Origin of the sequence: Streptomyces sp. NPDC058371 (assembly GCF_042723265.1) — a bacterium.
Classification (GTDB): domain Bacteria; phylum Actinomycetota; class Actinomycetes; order Streptomycetales; family Streptomycetaceae; genus Streptomyces.
Window position 1 is genome coordinate 335836 of the sequence record NZ_JBHXJC010000004.1, and the last position, 13887, is coordinate 349722.

Below are 13887 nucleotides of genomic sequence, written 5' to 3' on the forward strand. Positions count from 1 at the left end.
AATCCTCCTCTGTGGGGGAGATGTGTTCCGTCTGTGCAGTTCAGGTCGTGAAAAAGGGGCCCGGCGCCGGATGCCGCCAGGCCCCTTCTCCGCTGTCTGCTACAGCGCGCTGAAGCCCACCTTGCGCGTGGTGGGCTCGCCGAGCTCCACGTACGCGAGACGGTCGGCCGGGACCAGGACCTTGCGGCCGTGGTCGTCCACGAGGCTCAGCAGGGCCGACTTGCCGGCCAGCGCCTCGGACACCGCGTGCTCGACTTCCTCGGCGGTCTGACCGCTCTCCAGAACGATCTCGCGAGGCGCGTGCTGCACGCCGATCTTGACCTCCACGGCTATGTCCCTCCGACGGTCAGTGATGTGCGCGTTCCTCCGCGCCGTACGCAGCACACATTAGCCCGGTGAGGGGACCCGCACGTTCCGTCCAAGAACGCCAACAGCGAACACGCGACGGGAACAAAGACGCGGACCGTGCCGCGCCGCCGGGCCGTATGCCGGTGACGGGCGCCGTCCGCGCCGTACGTCAGTGGTTCTCGCTGCCGTGCAGGGGGAAGCCGGCGATGCCCCGCCAGGCCAGCGAGGTCAGCAGCTGCACCGCCTGGTCGCGCGGGACGCTGCGGTCGCTGTGCAGCCAGGAACGCGCCACCACCTGGGCGAGTCCGCCCAGGCCGGACGCGAGCAGCATCGACTCGGCCCGCGACAGGCCGGTGTCCTCGGCGATCACCTCGCAGATGGCCTCCGCGCACTGGACGGTGACCCGGTCGACGCGCTCGCGCACGGCGGGCTCGTTCGTCAGGTCGGACTCGAAGACCAGCCGGAAGGCGCCGCCGTCGTCCTCGACGTACGCGAAGTACGCGTCCATCGTGGCCCGAACGCGCAGCTTGTTGTCCGTGGTGGAGGCCAGCGCCTTGCGCAGGGATTCCAGCAGGGACTCGCAGTGCTGGTCCAGGAGGGCGAGGTAGAGGTCGAGCTTGCCCGGGAAGTGCTGGTAGAGCACCGGCTTGCTGACGCCCGCGCGTTCGGCGATGTCGTCCATCGCGGCCGAGTGGTACCCCTGGGCAACGAAGACCTCCTGGGCTGCGCCGAGGAGCTGGTTGCGTCGGGCACGGCGCGGCAGGCGTGTGCCCCGCGGGCGCGCCGCCTCTGTCTGCTCGATGGCTGTCACGCCGCCTCCCAATTTCGTCCACATGCGGTGTGCGCCGCGCCGCCATCGTACTTTTCGGTAACCGTGATGTGCGCGCTGCGAGCGCAGAATTTCACGGACCGGACAACGGCGATAGCCCCACAGAGCGCGTCAAGCAGGGGCGGGGCGGTCGCGGGGCGCCTTCCCGCCGGTCCCGGGGTCCCCGGCGGCCGGCCGGGGTGATCATGGCCGTCAGCGGTAGTCGTCCTCGTCGAGGGGGACGACGCGGGCTTGTTCGGCGAGGTCGGCCTCGTTGGCGGTGGCCGGGTCCGCGCTGGTCAGCGAGTCGTCACGGTCCGGAGCCACGTCGGTGTGCTGCTCGGCGGCGTCGGCCTCCGGGGTCTCCTCGGCGAGGTCGACGGTCTCCTCGTCCTCGAATGTCTCGGGGTCGGTGGGATCGATGGCCATGGTGGGCTCCCTTCCTAGAACTTCCCTGAGCTTCCGGAAAAAGAAGCACGGGCCACGTATGGGTGCCCTGTTTCGAGCCTAGGAGACACGTCGGAGGGGCGCTATGCGATCCCGCTGCGGAATGGTCGCGATGTGTGATGGCGAACACATGAACCACTGCGTGATCGTCTCGTAACATTGCCGCATGTCTTCGACCGAGCTGCCGTCCGTGCTGGCCACCTCCGTCACACCCAAGGTGGGCACGGTCAAGGTCGCGGAGGGCGAGCGGCTGCGCTCCGTCGGCCTGCCGGGGATCACGCTGACGGTGCGGTCGAGACCGCCTGCGCGCGACGGCCTGCCCTCGGCGCTGTACGTGCACGGCCTTGGCGGCTCCTCGCAGAACTGGTCGGCGCTGATGCCGCGGCTGGACGGCCTCGTCGACAGCGAGGCGCTCGATCTGCCGGGCTTCGGGGACTCCCCGCCACCGGACGACGGGGACTACTCGGTCACCGGGCACGCGCGCGCGGTCATCCGTTACCTCGACGCCTCCGGGCGCGGCCCCGTGCACCTCTTCGGGAACTCGCTGGGGGGAGCGGTCACGACGCGCGTCGCGGCCGTACGCCCCGACCTCGTCCGTACGCTCACGCTGGTCTCGCCCGCGCTGCCGGAGATCCGGGCGCAGCGCACGGCGTGGCCGACCGCGCTGCTCGCACTGCCCGGGGTGGCGCGTCTGTTCACCCGGCTCACCAGGGACTGGAGCGCCGAGCAGCGGGTCCGCGGGGTCACGGCGCTCTGCTACGGGGACCCCGCCATGGTGTCGCCGGAAGCGTTCCGGAACGCGGTCGAGGAGATGGAGCGGCGGCTCGCCCTCCCCTACTTCTGGGACGCCATGGCGCGTTCGGCCCGCGGCATCGTCAACGCGTACACCCTGGGTGGGCAGCATTCGCTGTGGCGCCAGGCCGAACGGGTCCTCGCGCCGACCCTGCTCATCTACGGCGGCCGCGACCAGCTCGTCGGCTACCGCATGGCGCAGCGCGCCGCCCGCGCCTTCCGCGACGCGCGGCTGCTGACCCTGCCGGACGCGGGACATGTCGCAATGATGGAATACCCCGAGACGGTCGCCACCGCCTTCCGTGAACTCCTCGCGGACACCGGTGAGTTGAGTGGACCGGCGGCCGGGGGCGCGTCGGCCGCGAGGGACGCGGCCGACCATGCCGACCAGACGAACACGGAGAGCTGAGGCCGGGGGTGGGACGTCACAGCCGTCGGGGGCGGGCAGACAAGAACGACGCCGGCGACAAGCAGGCCGCTCCGAGAGCGACGGTGCCCCCTGCCGGGGCGCCGGCCGGCACGATGCCGCGCTTTCCGGACGGGACGCCGGCGCACGGCGTCCCGCGCTTTCCTTACGGCACCCCTGCCCACGGCGTGCCCCAGGTGCGCGGCGGACACCCCGAGCAGCGCGAGGGCGGGGGCGGCTGGGGCGAGTTGAGGGGCGGCCCGCAGGTGACGGGCGCCGGATACGGCGTCCCGCAGCCGGAGCAGGCGGCGCGCCGCGCGCCGTATGCCGGGCAGGGTGCGCCCGGCGGTGGGCCGGCAGGCGGGCCCGTGGGACCCCGCATTCCGCAGCAGCGGCAGGAGCCGGGCCGGCGCGGACCCCGGCAGGCCTATCTCGACGCCTTCGACGAGGGTGACGACCTCTTCGGCGCGGACGACGACGTCTTCGCGTCGCGCGGAACCCTCCGCTCCGGGCCGTATGTCGCGGTCCCGGCGCAGGCCCCGCATGCGGACGACGCCGAGCCGCCGGAGACCGGCCGGCCGGGCACGGCCAAGGGCGGTGGCAAGGGGCGGGCGTTCGCCGGGATCGCGGCCGCCGCGGTGACGACCGTACTGGCCGTCGTGGTCGCCGGTCAGGTCGCCGACGGGCCTGCGGACGGCACCGTGCGCCCGCAGGCCGCCGGGGGCGGTGACCGGGGCGTCCGGGACTCCGCCTCGCGCGGTGACCAGCGGCCGACGCCGACCGGCAAGCCGAGCGCGACGGTGCTGACGTACGACCAGAAGATGAGCAAGACGTACGCGCTGGGCGCGCAGCTCAAGGGGTCGGGGAAGTTCGAGGCCGTCCCGGGCTTCGACAAGGCGCCCGGCAAGGGGCGCAAGTACACCTACCGCGTCGACGTGGAGCAGGGGCTGGGGCTGGACGGCGCGCTCTTCGCGCAGGCCGTGCAGAAGACGCTGAACGACGACCGGAGTTGGGCCCACAACGGCGGCCGTACGTTCGAGCGGATCTCCTCCGGGAAGCCCGACTTCGTGATCACGCTCGCGAGTCCCGGTACGACCGCCACCTGGTGCGCCAAGTCCGGACTCGACACCACCGAGGACAACGTGTCGTGCGACTCCGCCGCCACCGACCGCGTCATGATCAACGCGTACCGCTGGGCGCAGGGCTCCGAGACCTACGGTGACCGAATTCACGCGTACCGGCAGATGTTGATCAACCATGAGGTGGGCCATCGGCTCGGATTCGGCCATGTCACGTGCGGCAAGGACGGTGACCTCGCACCCGTCATGCAGCAGCAGACAAAGTTCCTCGACCACGACGGGATCCACTGCAAGGCCAATCCCTGGGCATACCCGGGGAGTTGACGGGCGCCTCCGGAGCCGCGTTGACACCAGGCGAAAATTCGTTCATATTTCTGCGCATGTCGCCTCGTCACGCCTCCGTATGCGCCGCCCTTGAGCTGGCGCTCATCGGCGTGACCGCACTCTGCGTGGCCGACATTCACTGTCGCTGACGCCTCGCCCCTGGCGTGTGCGTCGCGTTCCCTCTCTGGGTTCCGCATGTTCTTCACGGCCGGTCTCCCGACGTGCTCTCCGACGCCCGGGGCGAGCTCTGCTCAGCTTCGTCTCACCCTGTGTCGTCTCGTCTCGCCATGCGAGACATCCTTCCGAGAGGTCGTCTTCCGATGCGTCAACCGTCCGTCATAGCGCGCCGCGTGGCCGCGGCATCCGTCAGCCTGGTCGTGGCAGCGGGTGCCGCCGCCTGCGGGCCGAAGGACAACGATGCCAAGGGCGCCGGTGGCGACTCCAAGCCGCAGAAGGGGGGCACGCTGACGGTCCTGAACTCCAACCCCCAGGAGGACTTCGACCCGGCGCGGCTCTACACCTCCGGCGGCGGCAACGTCCCCTCGCTCGTCTTCCGCACGCTCACCACGCGCAACCGCGAGGACGGCGCCGAGGGTGCCAAGGTCGTCCCGGACCTGGCCACGGACACCGGCCGGCCGAGCAAGGACGCGACCGTGTGGACGTACACCCTGAAGAAGGGCCTCAAGTACGAGGACGGCACCGCGATCACCACGGCCGACATCAAGTACGGCATCGAGCGCTCCTTCGCCGCCGAACTCTCGGGCGGCGCGCCCTACTTGAGGGACTGGCTGATCGGCGGCGCCGACTACCAGGGCCCGTACAAGGACAAGGGCAAGGGACTCGACTCGATCGAGACCCCGGACGAGCGCACCATCGTCTTCCACCTGAACAAGCCCGAGGGCGAGTTCCCCTACCTGGCCACGCAGACGCAGTTCACGCCCGTCCCGAAGGCCAAGGACAACGGCACCAAGTACGAGGAGCACCCGGTCTCCTCGGGCCCGTACAAGGTCGTCAAGAACGAGAACGACGGCGAGCGGCTGACCCTGGAGCGCAACACCTACTGGTCGTCCGCCACCGACGAGGAGCGCAAGGCCTACCCCGACAAGATCGACGTACGGTCCGGCCTCGACTCCTCCGTGATCAACCAGCGGCTGTCGGCGTCCCAGGGGGCGGACGCCACCGCCGTCACCACGGACACCAACCTCGGCCCGGCCGAGCTCGCCAAGGTCACCGGCGACAAGGAACTCGCCTCGCGCGTCGGCACCGGGCACTTCGGCTACACCAACTACCTGGCCTTCAACCCGAAGGTGAAGCCGTTCGACAACCCGAAGGTGCGGCAGGCCGTCTCGTACGCCGTCGACCGCTCGTCGGTGATCAACGCGGCCGGCGGTTCCTCGCTCGCCGAGGCCGCGACGACGTATCTGCCGAACCAGAAGTCCTTCGGCTACACGCCCTACGACCTGTTCCCGGCGGGCAAGTCCGGCAACCCGGCCAAGGCCAAGGAGCTGCTGAAGGAGGCCGGCTACAAGAACGGCCTGACCATCACGCTGACCCACTCCAACTCGAAGGACTTCGAGACCAGCCCGGAGATCGCGACGGCCGTCCAGGACGCCCTGAAGAAGGCCGGGATCACCGTCAAGCTCCAGGGTCTGGAGGAGAACGACTACAAGGACAAGATCCACAGCGTCAAGACCGAGCCCGGGCTCTTCCTCGCGCACTGGGGTGCCGACTGGCCGTCCGGCGGTCCCTTCCTCGCCCCGATCTTCGACGGCCGCCAGATCGTCAAGGACGGCGCCAACTTCAACACCGGCTTCCTCAATGACAAGTCGGTCAATGACGAGATTGACGCGATCAACAAGTTGACCGATCTTGACGAGGCCGCCAAGCGCTGGGGTGCACTGGACAAGAAGATCGGCGAGCAGGCGCTGACCGTGCCGCTGTTCCACCCGGTCTACAAGCGGCTGTACGGCAAGGACGTCAAGGACATCGTGATCAGCGACTGGACCGGCGTCCTGGACATCTCCCAGGTCGCGGTGAAGTAGCCCGATGAGTGAGGCCTTTGTGGCCTCGGAGGCCGCCGGGGCGGGCACCGACGTGGTGCTCGCCCCCGCCTCGGGGGCCCGTCAGTTCTGGCGGCGGCTGCGTGCGCAGCGCGCCGCCCTCGTCGCGGCAGTCGTCGTCACGCTGCTCGTCCTGGTCGCGCTCGCCGCGCCGCTGCTCACCGCGATCGAGGGGCAGGACCCGACCACGTACCACCCCTTGCTGATCGACTCGGCGCGCGGCGGCGTCCCCGTCGGATCTCTCGGTGGCATCAGCGGCGACCACTGGCTCGGCGTCGAACCGCAGACCGGACGCGATCTGTTCGCACGGCTGGTGTACGGCGCCCGGGTCTCCCTGGGTGTCGCGCTGGCGGCCACGCTGGTGCAGGTCTTCATCGGTGTCGTGGTGGGCGTCGCGGCGGCGCTCGGGAACCGATGGGTTGATCAACTGTTGAGCCGGGCCACCGACATCATCGTCGCGATGCCGCTGATGATCATGTCGCTGGCGCTGCTGGCCATCGTGCCCAGCAGTTTCCCGCGGCCCGTGCTGGTCGCGCTCGTCATCGGCCTGATCGCCTGGGGCAGCATCGCGAAGATCGTGCGCGCCCAGACGCTCACCCTCAAGGGGCTCGACTACGTCTCCGCCGCCCGGCTCAGCGGCTGGGGCGCCTGGCGTATCGCCCGCCGCGAACTGCTGCCCGGCCTTGGCGCGCCCGTCATCACCTACTCCGCCCTTCTCGTGCCGCAGAACATCACCGTCGAGGCCGCCCTGTCGTTCCTCGGGGTCGGCGTGAAGCCGCCGACGCCTTCGTGGGGACAGATGCTCACCGCCGCCGACGTCTGGTACCAGGCGGCACCGCAGTACCTGCTGCTGCCGGCCGGCGCCCTGTTGATCACCGTGCTCGCACTGACCGTGCTGGGTGACGGCGTACGGACCGCACTCGACCCGCGCGCGGCCTCGCGGCTGCGCGTCGGCACGGGGCGCAAGCGCGAGGCGAAGGCGGACGCGAAGGTGGACGCGAAGGTGGACGCGAAGGCGGACGCAGGGGTGGGTGCGGGGGTGGGCGCCGCGTCGGCGGATGCGGAGGCTGGTGCGGGCTCCGCGTCGGCGGATGCGGGTGCTGGGACGGCCGGTGCGGGCTCCGCGTCGGCGGATGCGGAGGCTGGTGCGGGCCCCGCGTCGGCGGATGCGGGTGCTGGGTCGGCCGGTGCGGGCTCCGCGTCGGCGGATGAGAGCGCGACGACGGAGGTCAGGACGTGAACGGCTTCGGCGGCTTCGTGCTGCGCCGCGCCATCGGCACCGTGGTCACCCTGCTCGCCATCTCGGTGATCATCTACCTGGTCTTCTACGCCACCCCCGGCAACGTCGCCCAGATCACCTGCGGCCCGCGCTGCTCGCCGGTGCAGGTCCACCAGGTTGCCCAGCAACTGCACCTCGGCGACCCGCTGTACGTGCGCTACTGGCACTTCCTCCAGGGCATCTTCGTCGGCCAGGACTACTCCACGGGTACGTCGGTGCAGCACTGCTCGGCGCCCTGCCTCGGCCTGTCGTACCGGACCGACCAGCAGGTCACGCAGCTGATCCTGACGAAACTGCCGGTCAGCCTGTCGCTGGTGTTCGGCTCGATGGTGCTGTGGCTGGTCCTCGGCGTCGGCACCGGCGTGCTCTCCGCGTGGCGGCGCGGCCGGCTCACCGAGCGCCTGCTGACCGGCATCACGCTCGTGGGCGTGGCCACTCCCGTGTTCGTGATCGGCCTCGTGCTGATGATCGTCGTCTGCGGCCAGCTGCAGCTGCTGCCCTTCCCGCAATACGTCAACTTCAACGACGACCCCGAGCAGTGGGCGTGGAACCTGCTGTTGCCCTGGTTCTCGCTCGCCCTCATCGAGGCCGCCGCGTTCGCCCGGCTGACCCGGGCGTCGATGCTGGAGACGCTCGCCGAGGACCACATCCGGACCTTCCGCGCGTACGGCGTCGGCGAGCGGTCGATCATCGGGCGGCACGCGCTGCGCGGGGCGTTCGCGCCGGTCATCGCGCTGAACGCCAACAACGTCGGCTCGGCGGTCGGCGGCGCGGTGCTCACCGAGACGCTCTTCGGACTGCCCGGCATCGGCCAGGAACTGGTGCACGCCGTGAACGTCGTCGACCTGCCGGTGGTCGTCGGCATGGTCCTGGTCGTCGGCTTCTTCGTGGTTCTCGCCAACGCCGTCGCGGACGTGCTGTACGCGGTGGCCGATCGACGGGTGGTACTCGCATGAGCTCGGTGAAAGTCGGCGGGAGTCGCGGCGACCGTCCCGGCGACGCCCTGGTGGAAGTCGGTGATCTCTCGGTCGCCTTCGGGGACCTGCGCGCCGTCGACGGGCTCTCCTTCCGGCTGGAGAAGGGCACCGCGCTTGCACTGGTCGGCGAGTCCGGATCCGGCAAGTCGACGGTCGCGTCCGCCCTGCTGGGCCTGCACCGGGGCACGGGAGCGCACGTCGACGGCTCGGTGCGGGTGGCCGGTGTGGACGTGGGGGCTGCCTCCGACGACGAACTGCGGCGGCTGCGCGGCGCGAAGGCCGCCATGGTCTTCCAGGACCCGCTGTCGTCCCTCGACCCGTACTACGCCGTCGGCGACCAGATCGCCGAGGTGTACCGGGTGCACACCCGGGTGTCCCGGCGGGCCGCACGCACGCGTGCCGTCGAGGTGCTCGACCGGGTGGGGATCGCCGGAGCGGCACGGAAGTCCCGGGCCCGTCCCCACGAGTTCAGCGGCGGGATGCGCCAGCGGGCCCTGATCGCCATGGCCCTGGCCTGCGAACCGGAACTGCTGATCGCGGACGAGCCGACCACCGCGCTCGACGTGACCGTCCAGGCCCAGATCCTCGACCTTCTGCACACTCTGCGGGAGGAGACCGGACTGGCGCTGCTGCTGGTGACGCACGACGTCGGGGTCGCCGCCGAGAGCGTCGACGACGTGCTCGTCATGCGCCACGGGCGTGCGGTCGAACACGGCCCGGTCGGCGCGGTACTCGGCGCACCGCGGGAGGCGTACACCCGGGAGCTGCTGGGCGCGGTGCCCCGCGTCGACGCGCCGCGGGTCGCAACGGCGGTCGGCGAGGTGTCGCGGACTGCAGCGGCGGTCGCTGACGTGTCGCGGGTCGAAGGCCCTGTCGTCGACGTGTCGCGGAGCGAAGCCGCGGTCGTCGGTGTGTCGCGGGCCGAGGCCGCCGCGGCCGTCGCCGCGTCGCGGACCGTAGCCGCGGATGCCTCGGACGAGGTGGTGCCGGTGCTCGAAGCGGTCGGTCTGCGGCGTGAATTCGGCCGCGGCAAGGGACGGTTCGCGGCGGTGGACGACGTGTCGCTCGTGATTCACCGGGGCGAGACCCTGGGCGTCGTGGGCGAGAGCGGCAGCGGCAAGACGACACTGGGCCGGATGCTGGTGGGGCTGCAGGAGCCGACGGCCGGGTCGGTCCGGTACGAGGGGCGTGAACGCTCAGGGGTGAACCCGGCCGTGCAGATGGTCTTCCAGGACCCCGTCTCCTCCCTCAACCCCCGGCGCAGCGTGGGCGAGTCGATCGCCGATCCGCTGCGCGCGCGGGGCGCACTGAGTGAGGAGCGCATTCGGGGGCGCGTACGGGATCTGCTGGAGCGTGTGGGGCTCGAAGCGGCGCACTACGACCGCTATCCGCACGAGTTCAGCGGCGGACAGCGCCAGCGCGTGGGCATCGCGCGGGCGCTCGCCGCCGAGCCGCGCGCCATCGTGTGCGACGAGCCCGTCTCCGCGCTCGATGTCACCACCCAGGCGCAGGTGGTCGCCCTGCTCGCCGAGCTGCAGCGCGAACTGGGGCTCGCTCTGGTGTTCGTGGCACACGATCTCGCGGTCGTCCGCCAGGTCAGCGACCGGGTCGCGGTCATGCGGCGCGGACGCATCGTCGAGCACGGACCCGCCGACGAGGTGTACGAGTCCCCGCGGGACCCGTACACGCGGCAGCTCCTCGCCGCCGTACCGGCGCTCGATCCGCAGGTCGCCGCGGAACGGCGCACCGCTCGACGGGAGTTGGCGGTGGTGTAGCCGGGGGTTCGCGGCGGCGCTCGCCGGAGACGCCGTGACCTCACGAAATGTAACTGCTTGATCCCCTAGCGCGACGGAACGCGATCCGGGCGGGAAAGTTACGACCGTTCACCCCTTTTGGTGGTGCGATGGACAACCGTCCGTCGCACCACCGTCATGTCCGCATACGTTCGTCCCGCTGCGAGCCGCCGGGTCAACGGCGGCTCCCCATACGGGAGATCGGGGGTGCACTCGTGCGCATCGGACTGCTTACGGAGGGTGGCTATCCGTATGTGAGCGGTGATGCCAGGCTCTGGTGCGACCGGCTCGTACGCGGGCTCGGGCAGCATGAGTTCGACATCTACGCGCTCAGCCGCAGCGAGCGGCAGGAGGACGAGGGCTGGATCGAACTGCCGCCTCAGGTCAACCGGGTGCGTACGGCACCGCTGTGGACGGCCGAGGACGACGGGGTGGTGCACGGGCGGCGGGCGCGCCGGCGCTTCGCGGAGGCGTACGGCGAACTGGCGGCGGCGGTGTGCGGGACGGGGGCGCCGGGAGCGGACGCCTCGCGGGGGAGCGCGGACGGCTCGCCCGGGACCACGGACACCGCACCGGGGAGTACGGGCGCCTCACTCGGGACCGCGGGTGCCCAGGGGGCTCGCGGGGTTTCGGAAGTCCCTGACGGCCTTGAGGCGGACCGTTTCGGCAACGCCCTGTACGCACTCGCCGAACTCGCCCGCGACGAGGGCGGACTGGTCGGGGCCCTGCGCTCCGAGGCCGCCGTGCGCGCCCTGGAGAGTGCCTGTCGCGCTCCCGGCGCACTCCGCTCCGCCCGCGCCGCCCGCGTGCCCGACCTGCTCGCGGTCGCCGCCCACTTCGAACGGGCCCTGCGCCCCCTCTCCCTCGACTGGTACGAGGACGACGGGCTCGGCTCGGTCGATCTGTGCCACGCGGCGGCCGGCGGCTCCGCGGCACTGCCCGGCCTGCTCGCGCGGCACTTCTCCGGCACCCCGCTGCTGGTCACGGAGTACGGCGTACAACTGCGGGCGCACTACCTGGCATCCGGTGAGGCGCCCCCCGCGGTCCGGGCGCTGCTCGCCGCCTTCCACGGCAATCTGGCCGCGGAGGTCTACCGCCGGGCCGTCCTCGTCACGCCCGGAAACACGCACGCCCGCCGCTGGCAGGAGCGCTGCGGTGCCGACCGCGCCAAGCTGCGCACGGTCTACCCGGGCATGGAGGCCGCCCGCTTCGCCGAGGTGGGCGAGAGCGCGGAGGGCGCCGGAAGCGCGGACCCGGACACGCTCGTCTGGGTCGGCAGGATCGAGCCGGCCAAGGATCTGATGTCCCTCCTGCACGCCTTCGCGGAGATCCGCAAGGAGGAGCCGAAGACGCGCCTGCGGATCGTCGGAGCGGCGGCGGGCGCCGAGGGCACGGCCTACCTCGGCCACTGCAAGGCCCTTGCCGCACAGCTCTTCCCCGACGAGGCGGAGGGTGTGCACGCGGTCGGCGACAACCCGGTGTCCTTCGAGGAGATCGGCGGCCCGGAGGTCCCGAGCCTGCCCGAGGCGTATGCGGCGGGTGCCGTGGTCGTGCTGTCCAGCGTGGTCGAGGGCTTTCCGATCAGCCTGGTCGAGGCCATGTTCTGCGGCCGCGCGACCGTCTCCACGGATGTCGGCGCGGTCGTCGAAGTCATCGGCGGTACGGGGCTGGTGGTGCCGCCGCGCAATCCGCGGGCGCTCGCCGAGGCGTGCGTGGCCCTGCTGCGCGACCCCGAGCGCCGTGCGCGCCTCGGCGCCGCCGCCCGCGCGCGAGCCCTGGAACTCTTCACCGTCGAGCAGAACATCACGGCATTTCGCGGCATTTACTTGGAGATCGTCTCGCACTCCCCGGTGCGGCGCGTGGTCGTCGACGAGGCAGGGGAGCCCTTGCCCTTCGGTGTGCCGGCCGAGGCCCACGTGCCCGGTCGCTGGACCGAGCCCCGCCTCATGGCCGCGGGCCGCCCGCGCTGGGCGGCGGGCGCGCCGGTACGCGCCACGGTGCGCATCCCGGCGGGAGAGGGCGCGTGATGAGCGAGCTGGGGGAACTGGACCGGCCGGGCAGACCGAACAGCGCCGGCGCTTGGGACACACGGTCGGAGGAGTGGCATGCGGCGGGGGTGGGCGAGATGGACGCACGCACGGACGCGTCACGGGATGGCTCGGGGAGTGCCGGCGTGGAGGGCGTGAGCTTGGTGAGCGCCGACGACACGGCGGGCGTGGCCCGCGAGGGCATCGGCGGTACGGATGTGGCTCGCGACGCGGTGAGCGGAGCGCGCGGGGTCGGCGGAGCCGCCGGGGCCGGTGGAAACCGACGGGTCGGCGAGGTCGGGCAGGTCGGTCCGGAGGCGAGTCGCGCCGGTGGCGTACGCAGGTCCCCGGGCCGGCGCGGCGCCGCGGACCCGGTGAAAGCCCTGATGCACCGGCACCGCGAACTGTGCCAACGAGCCGTGGACCCGCTGGAGATCGCCGCGGGTCTGGAGGCGCACGGCGTCACCGACCGGACCGCCGCGCGCTTCCGGCACCGGGACGTCTTCTCCCTGGCCGAGGAGATGTACGCACGGGTGGCACGCGACGGCGATCCGACGCCGCCGCCCCCGGAGGCCGGTGTGCCTCAAACGTCCGCCCGCTGGGCCGTGCTCGCACTGCTGCCGGGTGCCCTGTGCGCGGTCGCCGTGATCGGGCTGCGCCTGACCGACGGACAGCCGCGCCTCGCGGTGGCCGCGGCCGGTGCCCTCGCCGTGGCACTCGGTCTCCGGGCAGCGCTCCGACGCGGTCCCCTCAGCGCCCCGAACCGCACGACGACCTCCACCCGCGCATGGACCTGCTGGCTCCTCACCTACGCCCTCCTCGGCGACGGACTGCTGCGCGCCGGTCTGGACGGCGGACCCGACGGCTTCTGGCCGCCGGCCACCGCGCCCGTCCTGGCCCTCGCCCTGGCCTGCGCCCCGGCCGCCTGGTGCGCCCGGCTCTTCGCCGTACGGGCCCGCCGCAGGCTGACCGCGAGCCGCGGCCTCGAAGAGTTCGCCGCCTCCGTACAGCCTCTGGTCTTCGGGGTGTTCGGGCTGTTCCTGTGTGCCATGGCCGCGCTGCTCGCCCTGTGCGGCGCGGCGCTGGGCGAGCCGGCCGCGTACGCCGGCGCCGGGTCCCTCGGCGCACTGCTCCTGCTCGCCCGGCTGCTCACCGTGCACGGCTTCGGCCACGCTCCGGCCGTCGTCCTCGGCGCCGCGGGCGTGGCCGAGGCCGGCGCCCTGGCCGCGGTCTTCGCGGGCCGCCTTCCCGGCTGCTCGTTCCTGACCACGCCCGTCGAGAGCCTCGTCGCCGCGTGGGGCCCCGGGGCCGTCCCGGCCGTGGTGTGCGGTCCGGCCGCTCTCGTCCTCCTGATCCACTCCACCCGCACTCTGACCCGAGCCTCGGCCCACGCGACGCCCTCCGGAGCGACGCCGTGAACCGCGACCCGGACTCCGGCCCCCGCCGCCGTGAGCCGCGACCGAACCTCGGCCCCCGGCGTCCCCCGCCGCCGTGAGCCGCGACCGACCGGCCCCCGGCTTCCCCACCGCCGTGAGCCACGGCCCGAA

Annotated in this window: 12 protein-coding genes; 9 read left to right on the forward strand and 3 right to left on the reverse strand. The window is 72.0% G+C overall.

Annotated features, from left to right (window positions below):
- Positions 1-99: 99 nt before the first annotated feature.
- The 3 genes from ACFWM2_RS16265 to ACFWM2_RS16275 form a co-directional block, all read right to left on the reverse strand.
- Entirely contained in the window at positions 100-327 is a 228-nt protein-coding gene (locus ACFWM2_RS16265) for a DUF3107 domain-containing protein (protein ID WP_121405835.1), read from the reverse strand.
- Positions 328-517: 190 nt separating this feature from the next.
- Positions 518-1159 (reverse strand): TetR/AcrR family transcriptional regulator, encoded by a 642-nt coding sequence (locus ACFWM2_RS16270; protein ID WP_383279171.1) that lies wholly within the window; start codon positions 1157-1159, stop codon positions 518-520.
- Positions 1160-1369: 210 nt separating this feature from the next.
- Complete coding sequence (locus ACFWM2_RS16275; RefSeq protein ID WP_383279174.1) at positions 1370-1585, reverse strand: hypothetical protein; 216 nt, start codon at positions 1583-1585, stop codon at positions 1370-1372.
- A gap of 184 nt (positions 1586-1769) precedes the next feature.
- Between ACFWM2_RS16275 and ACFWM2_RS16280 the strand changes: the two genes are divergently transcribed.
- From ACFWM2_RS16280 to ACFWM2_RS16320, 9 genes are all read left to right on the forward strand, one after another.
- A complete protein-coding gene (locus ACFWM2_RS16280; RefSeq protein WP_383279177.1) occupies positions 1770-2804 on the forward strand; it encodes an alpha/beta fold hydrolase in 1035 nt (344 codons plus the stop codon).
- Positions 2805-2917: 113 nt separating this feature from the next.
- The gene (locus tag ACFWM2_RS16285) at positions 2918-4204 is read left to right on the forward strand and encodes a DUF3152 domain-containing protein (RefSeq protein WP_383279180.1); all 1287 of its coding nucleotides are present in this window, start codon (positions 2918-2920) and stop codon (positions 4202-4204) included.
- Positions 4205-4260: 56 nt separating this feature from the next.
- Positions 4261-4353: an Ms4533A family Cys-rich leader peptide gene (locus ACFWM2_RS16290; RefSeq protein ID WP_383279183.1), complete on the forward strand. Its 93-nt coding sequence runs from the start codon at positions 4261-4263 to the stop codon at positions 4351-4353.
- A gap of 171 nt (positions 4354-4524) precedes the next feature.
- Positions 4525-6246 (forward strand): ABC transporter substrate-binding protein, encoded by a 1722-nt coding sequence (locus tag ACFWM2_RS16295; RefSeq protein WP_383279186.1) that lies wholly within the window; start codon positions 4525-4527, stop codon positions 6244-6246.
- 4 nt (positions 6247-6250) lie between these two features.
- Positions 6251-7504 (forward strand): ABC transporter permease, encoded by a 1254-nt coding sequence (locus tag ACFWM2_RS16300; protein ID WP_383279189.1) that lies wholly within the window; start codon positions 6251-6253, stop codon positions 7502-7504.
- Positions 7501-8499 (forward strand): ABC transporter permease, encoded by a 999-nt coding sequence (locus ACFWM2_RS16305; protein ID WP_383279192.1) that lies wholly within the window; start codon positions 7501-7503, stop codon positions 8497-8499. Before ACFWM2_RS16300 ends, ACFWM2_RS16305 begins: the two co-directional genes overlap by 4 nt.
- Positions 8496-10295: a dipeptide ABC transporter ATP-binding protein gene (locus ACFWM2_RS16310; RefSeq protein ID WP_383279194.1), complete on the forward strand. Its 1800-nt coding sequence runs from the start codon at positions 8496-8498 to the stop codon at positions 10293-10295. Before ACFWM2_RS16305 ends, ACFWM2_RS16310 begins: the two co-directional genes overlap by 4 nt.
- Before the next feature lie 233 nt (positions 10296-10528).
- Entirely contained in the window at positions 10529-12340 is a 1812-nt protein-coding gene (locus tag ACFWM2_RS16315; protein ID WP_383279197.1) for a DUF3492 domain-containing protein, read from the forward strand.
- Entirely contained in the window at positions 12340-13758 is a 1419-nt protein-coding gene (locus tag ACFWM2_RS16320) for a hypothetical protein (protein ID WP_383279200.1), read from the forward strand. The genes ACFWM2_RS16315 and ACFWM2_RS16320 overlap by 1 nt, the downstream gene beginning before the upstream one ends.
- Positions 13759-13887 lie beyond the last annotated feature (129 nt).

Coding starts and splice junctions, on each gene's coding strand:
- ACFWM2_RS16275 (WP_383279174.1), bottom strand. CDS start 1,585: ATGGCCATCGATCCCACCGACCCCGAGACATTCGAGGACGAGGAGACC.
- ACFWM2_RS16280 (WP_383279177.1), top strand. CDS start 1,770: ATGTCTTCGACCGAGCTGCCGTCCGTGCTGGCCACCTCCGTCACACCC.
- ACFWM2_RS16285 (WP_383279180.1), top strand. CDS start 2,918: ATGCCGCGCTTTCCGGACGGGACGCCGGCGCACGGCGTCCCGCGCTTT.
- ACFWM2_RS16290 (WP_383279183.1), top strand. CDS start 4,261: ATGTCGCCTCGTCACGCCTCCGTATGCGCCGCCCTTGAGCTGGCGCTC.
- ACFWM2_RS16295 (WP_383279186.1), top strand. CDS start 4,525: ATGCGTCAACCGTCCGTCATAGCGCGCCGCGTGGCCGCGGCATCCGTC.
- ACFWM2_RS16300 (WP_383279189.1), top strand. CDS start 6,251: ATGAGTGAGGCCTTTGTGGCCTCGGAGGCCGCCGGGGCGGGCACCGAC.
- ACFWM2_RS16310 (WP_383279194.1), top strand. CDS start 8,496: ATGAGCTCGGTGAAAGTCGGCGGGAGTCGCGGCGACCGTCCCGGCGAC.
- ACFWM2_RS16320 (WP_383279200.1), top strand. CDS start 12,340: ATGAGCGAGCTGGGGGAACTGGACCGGCCGGGCAGACCGAACAGCGCC.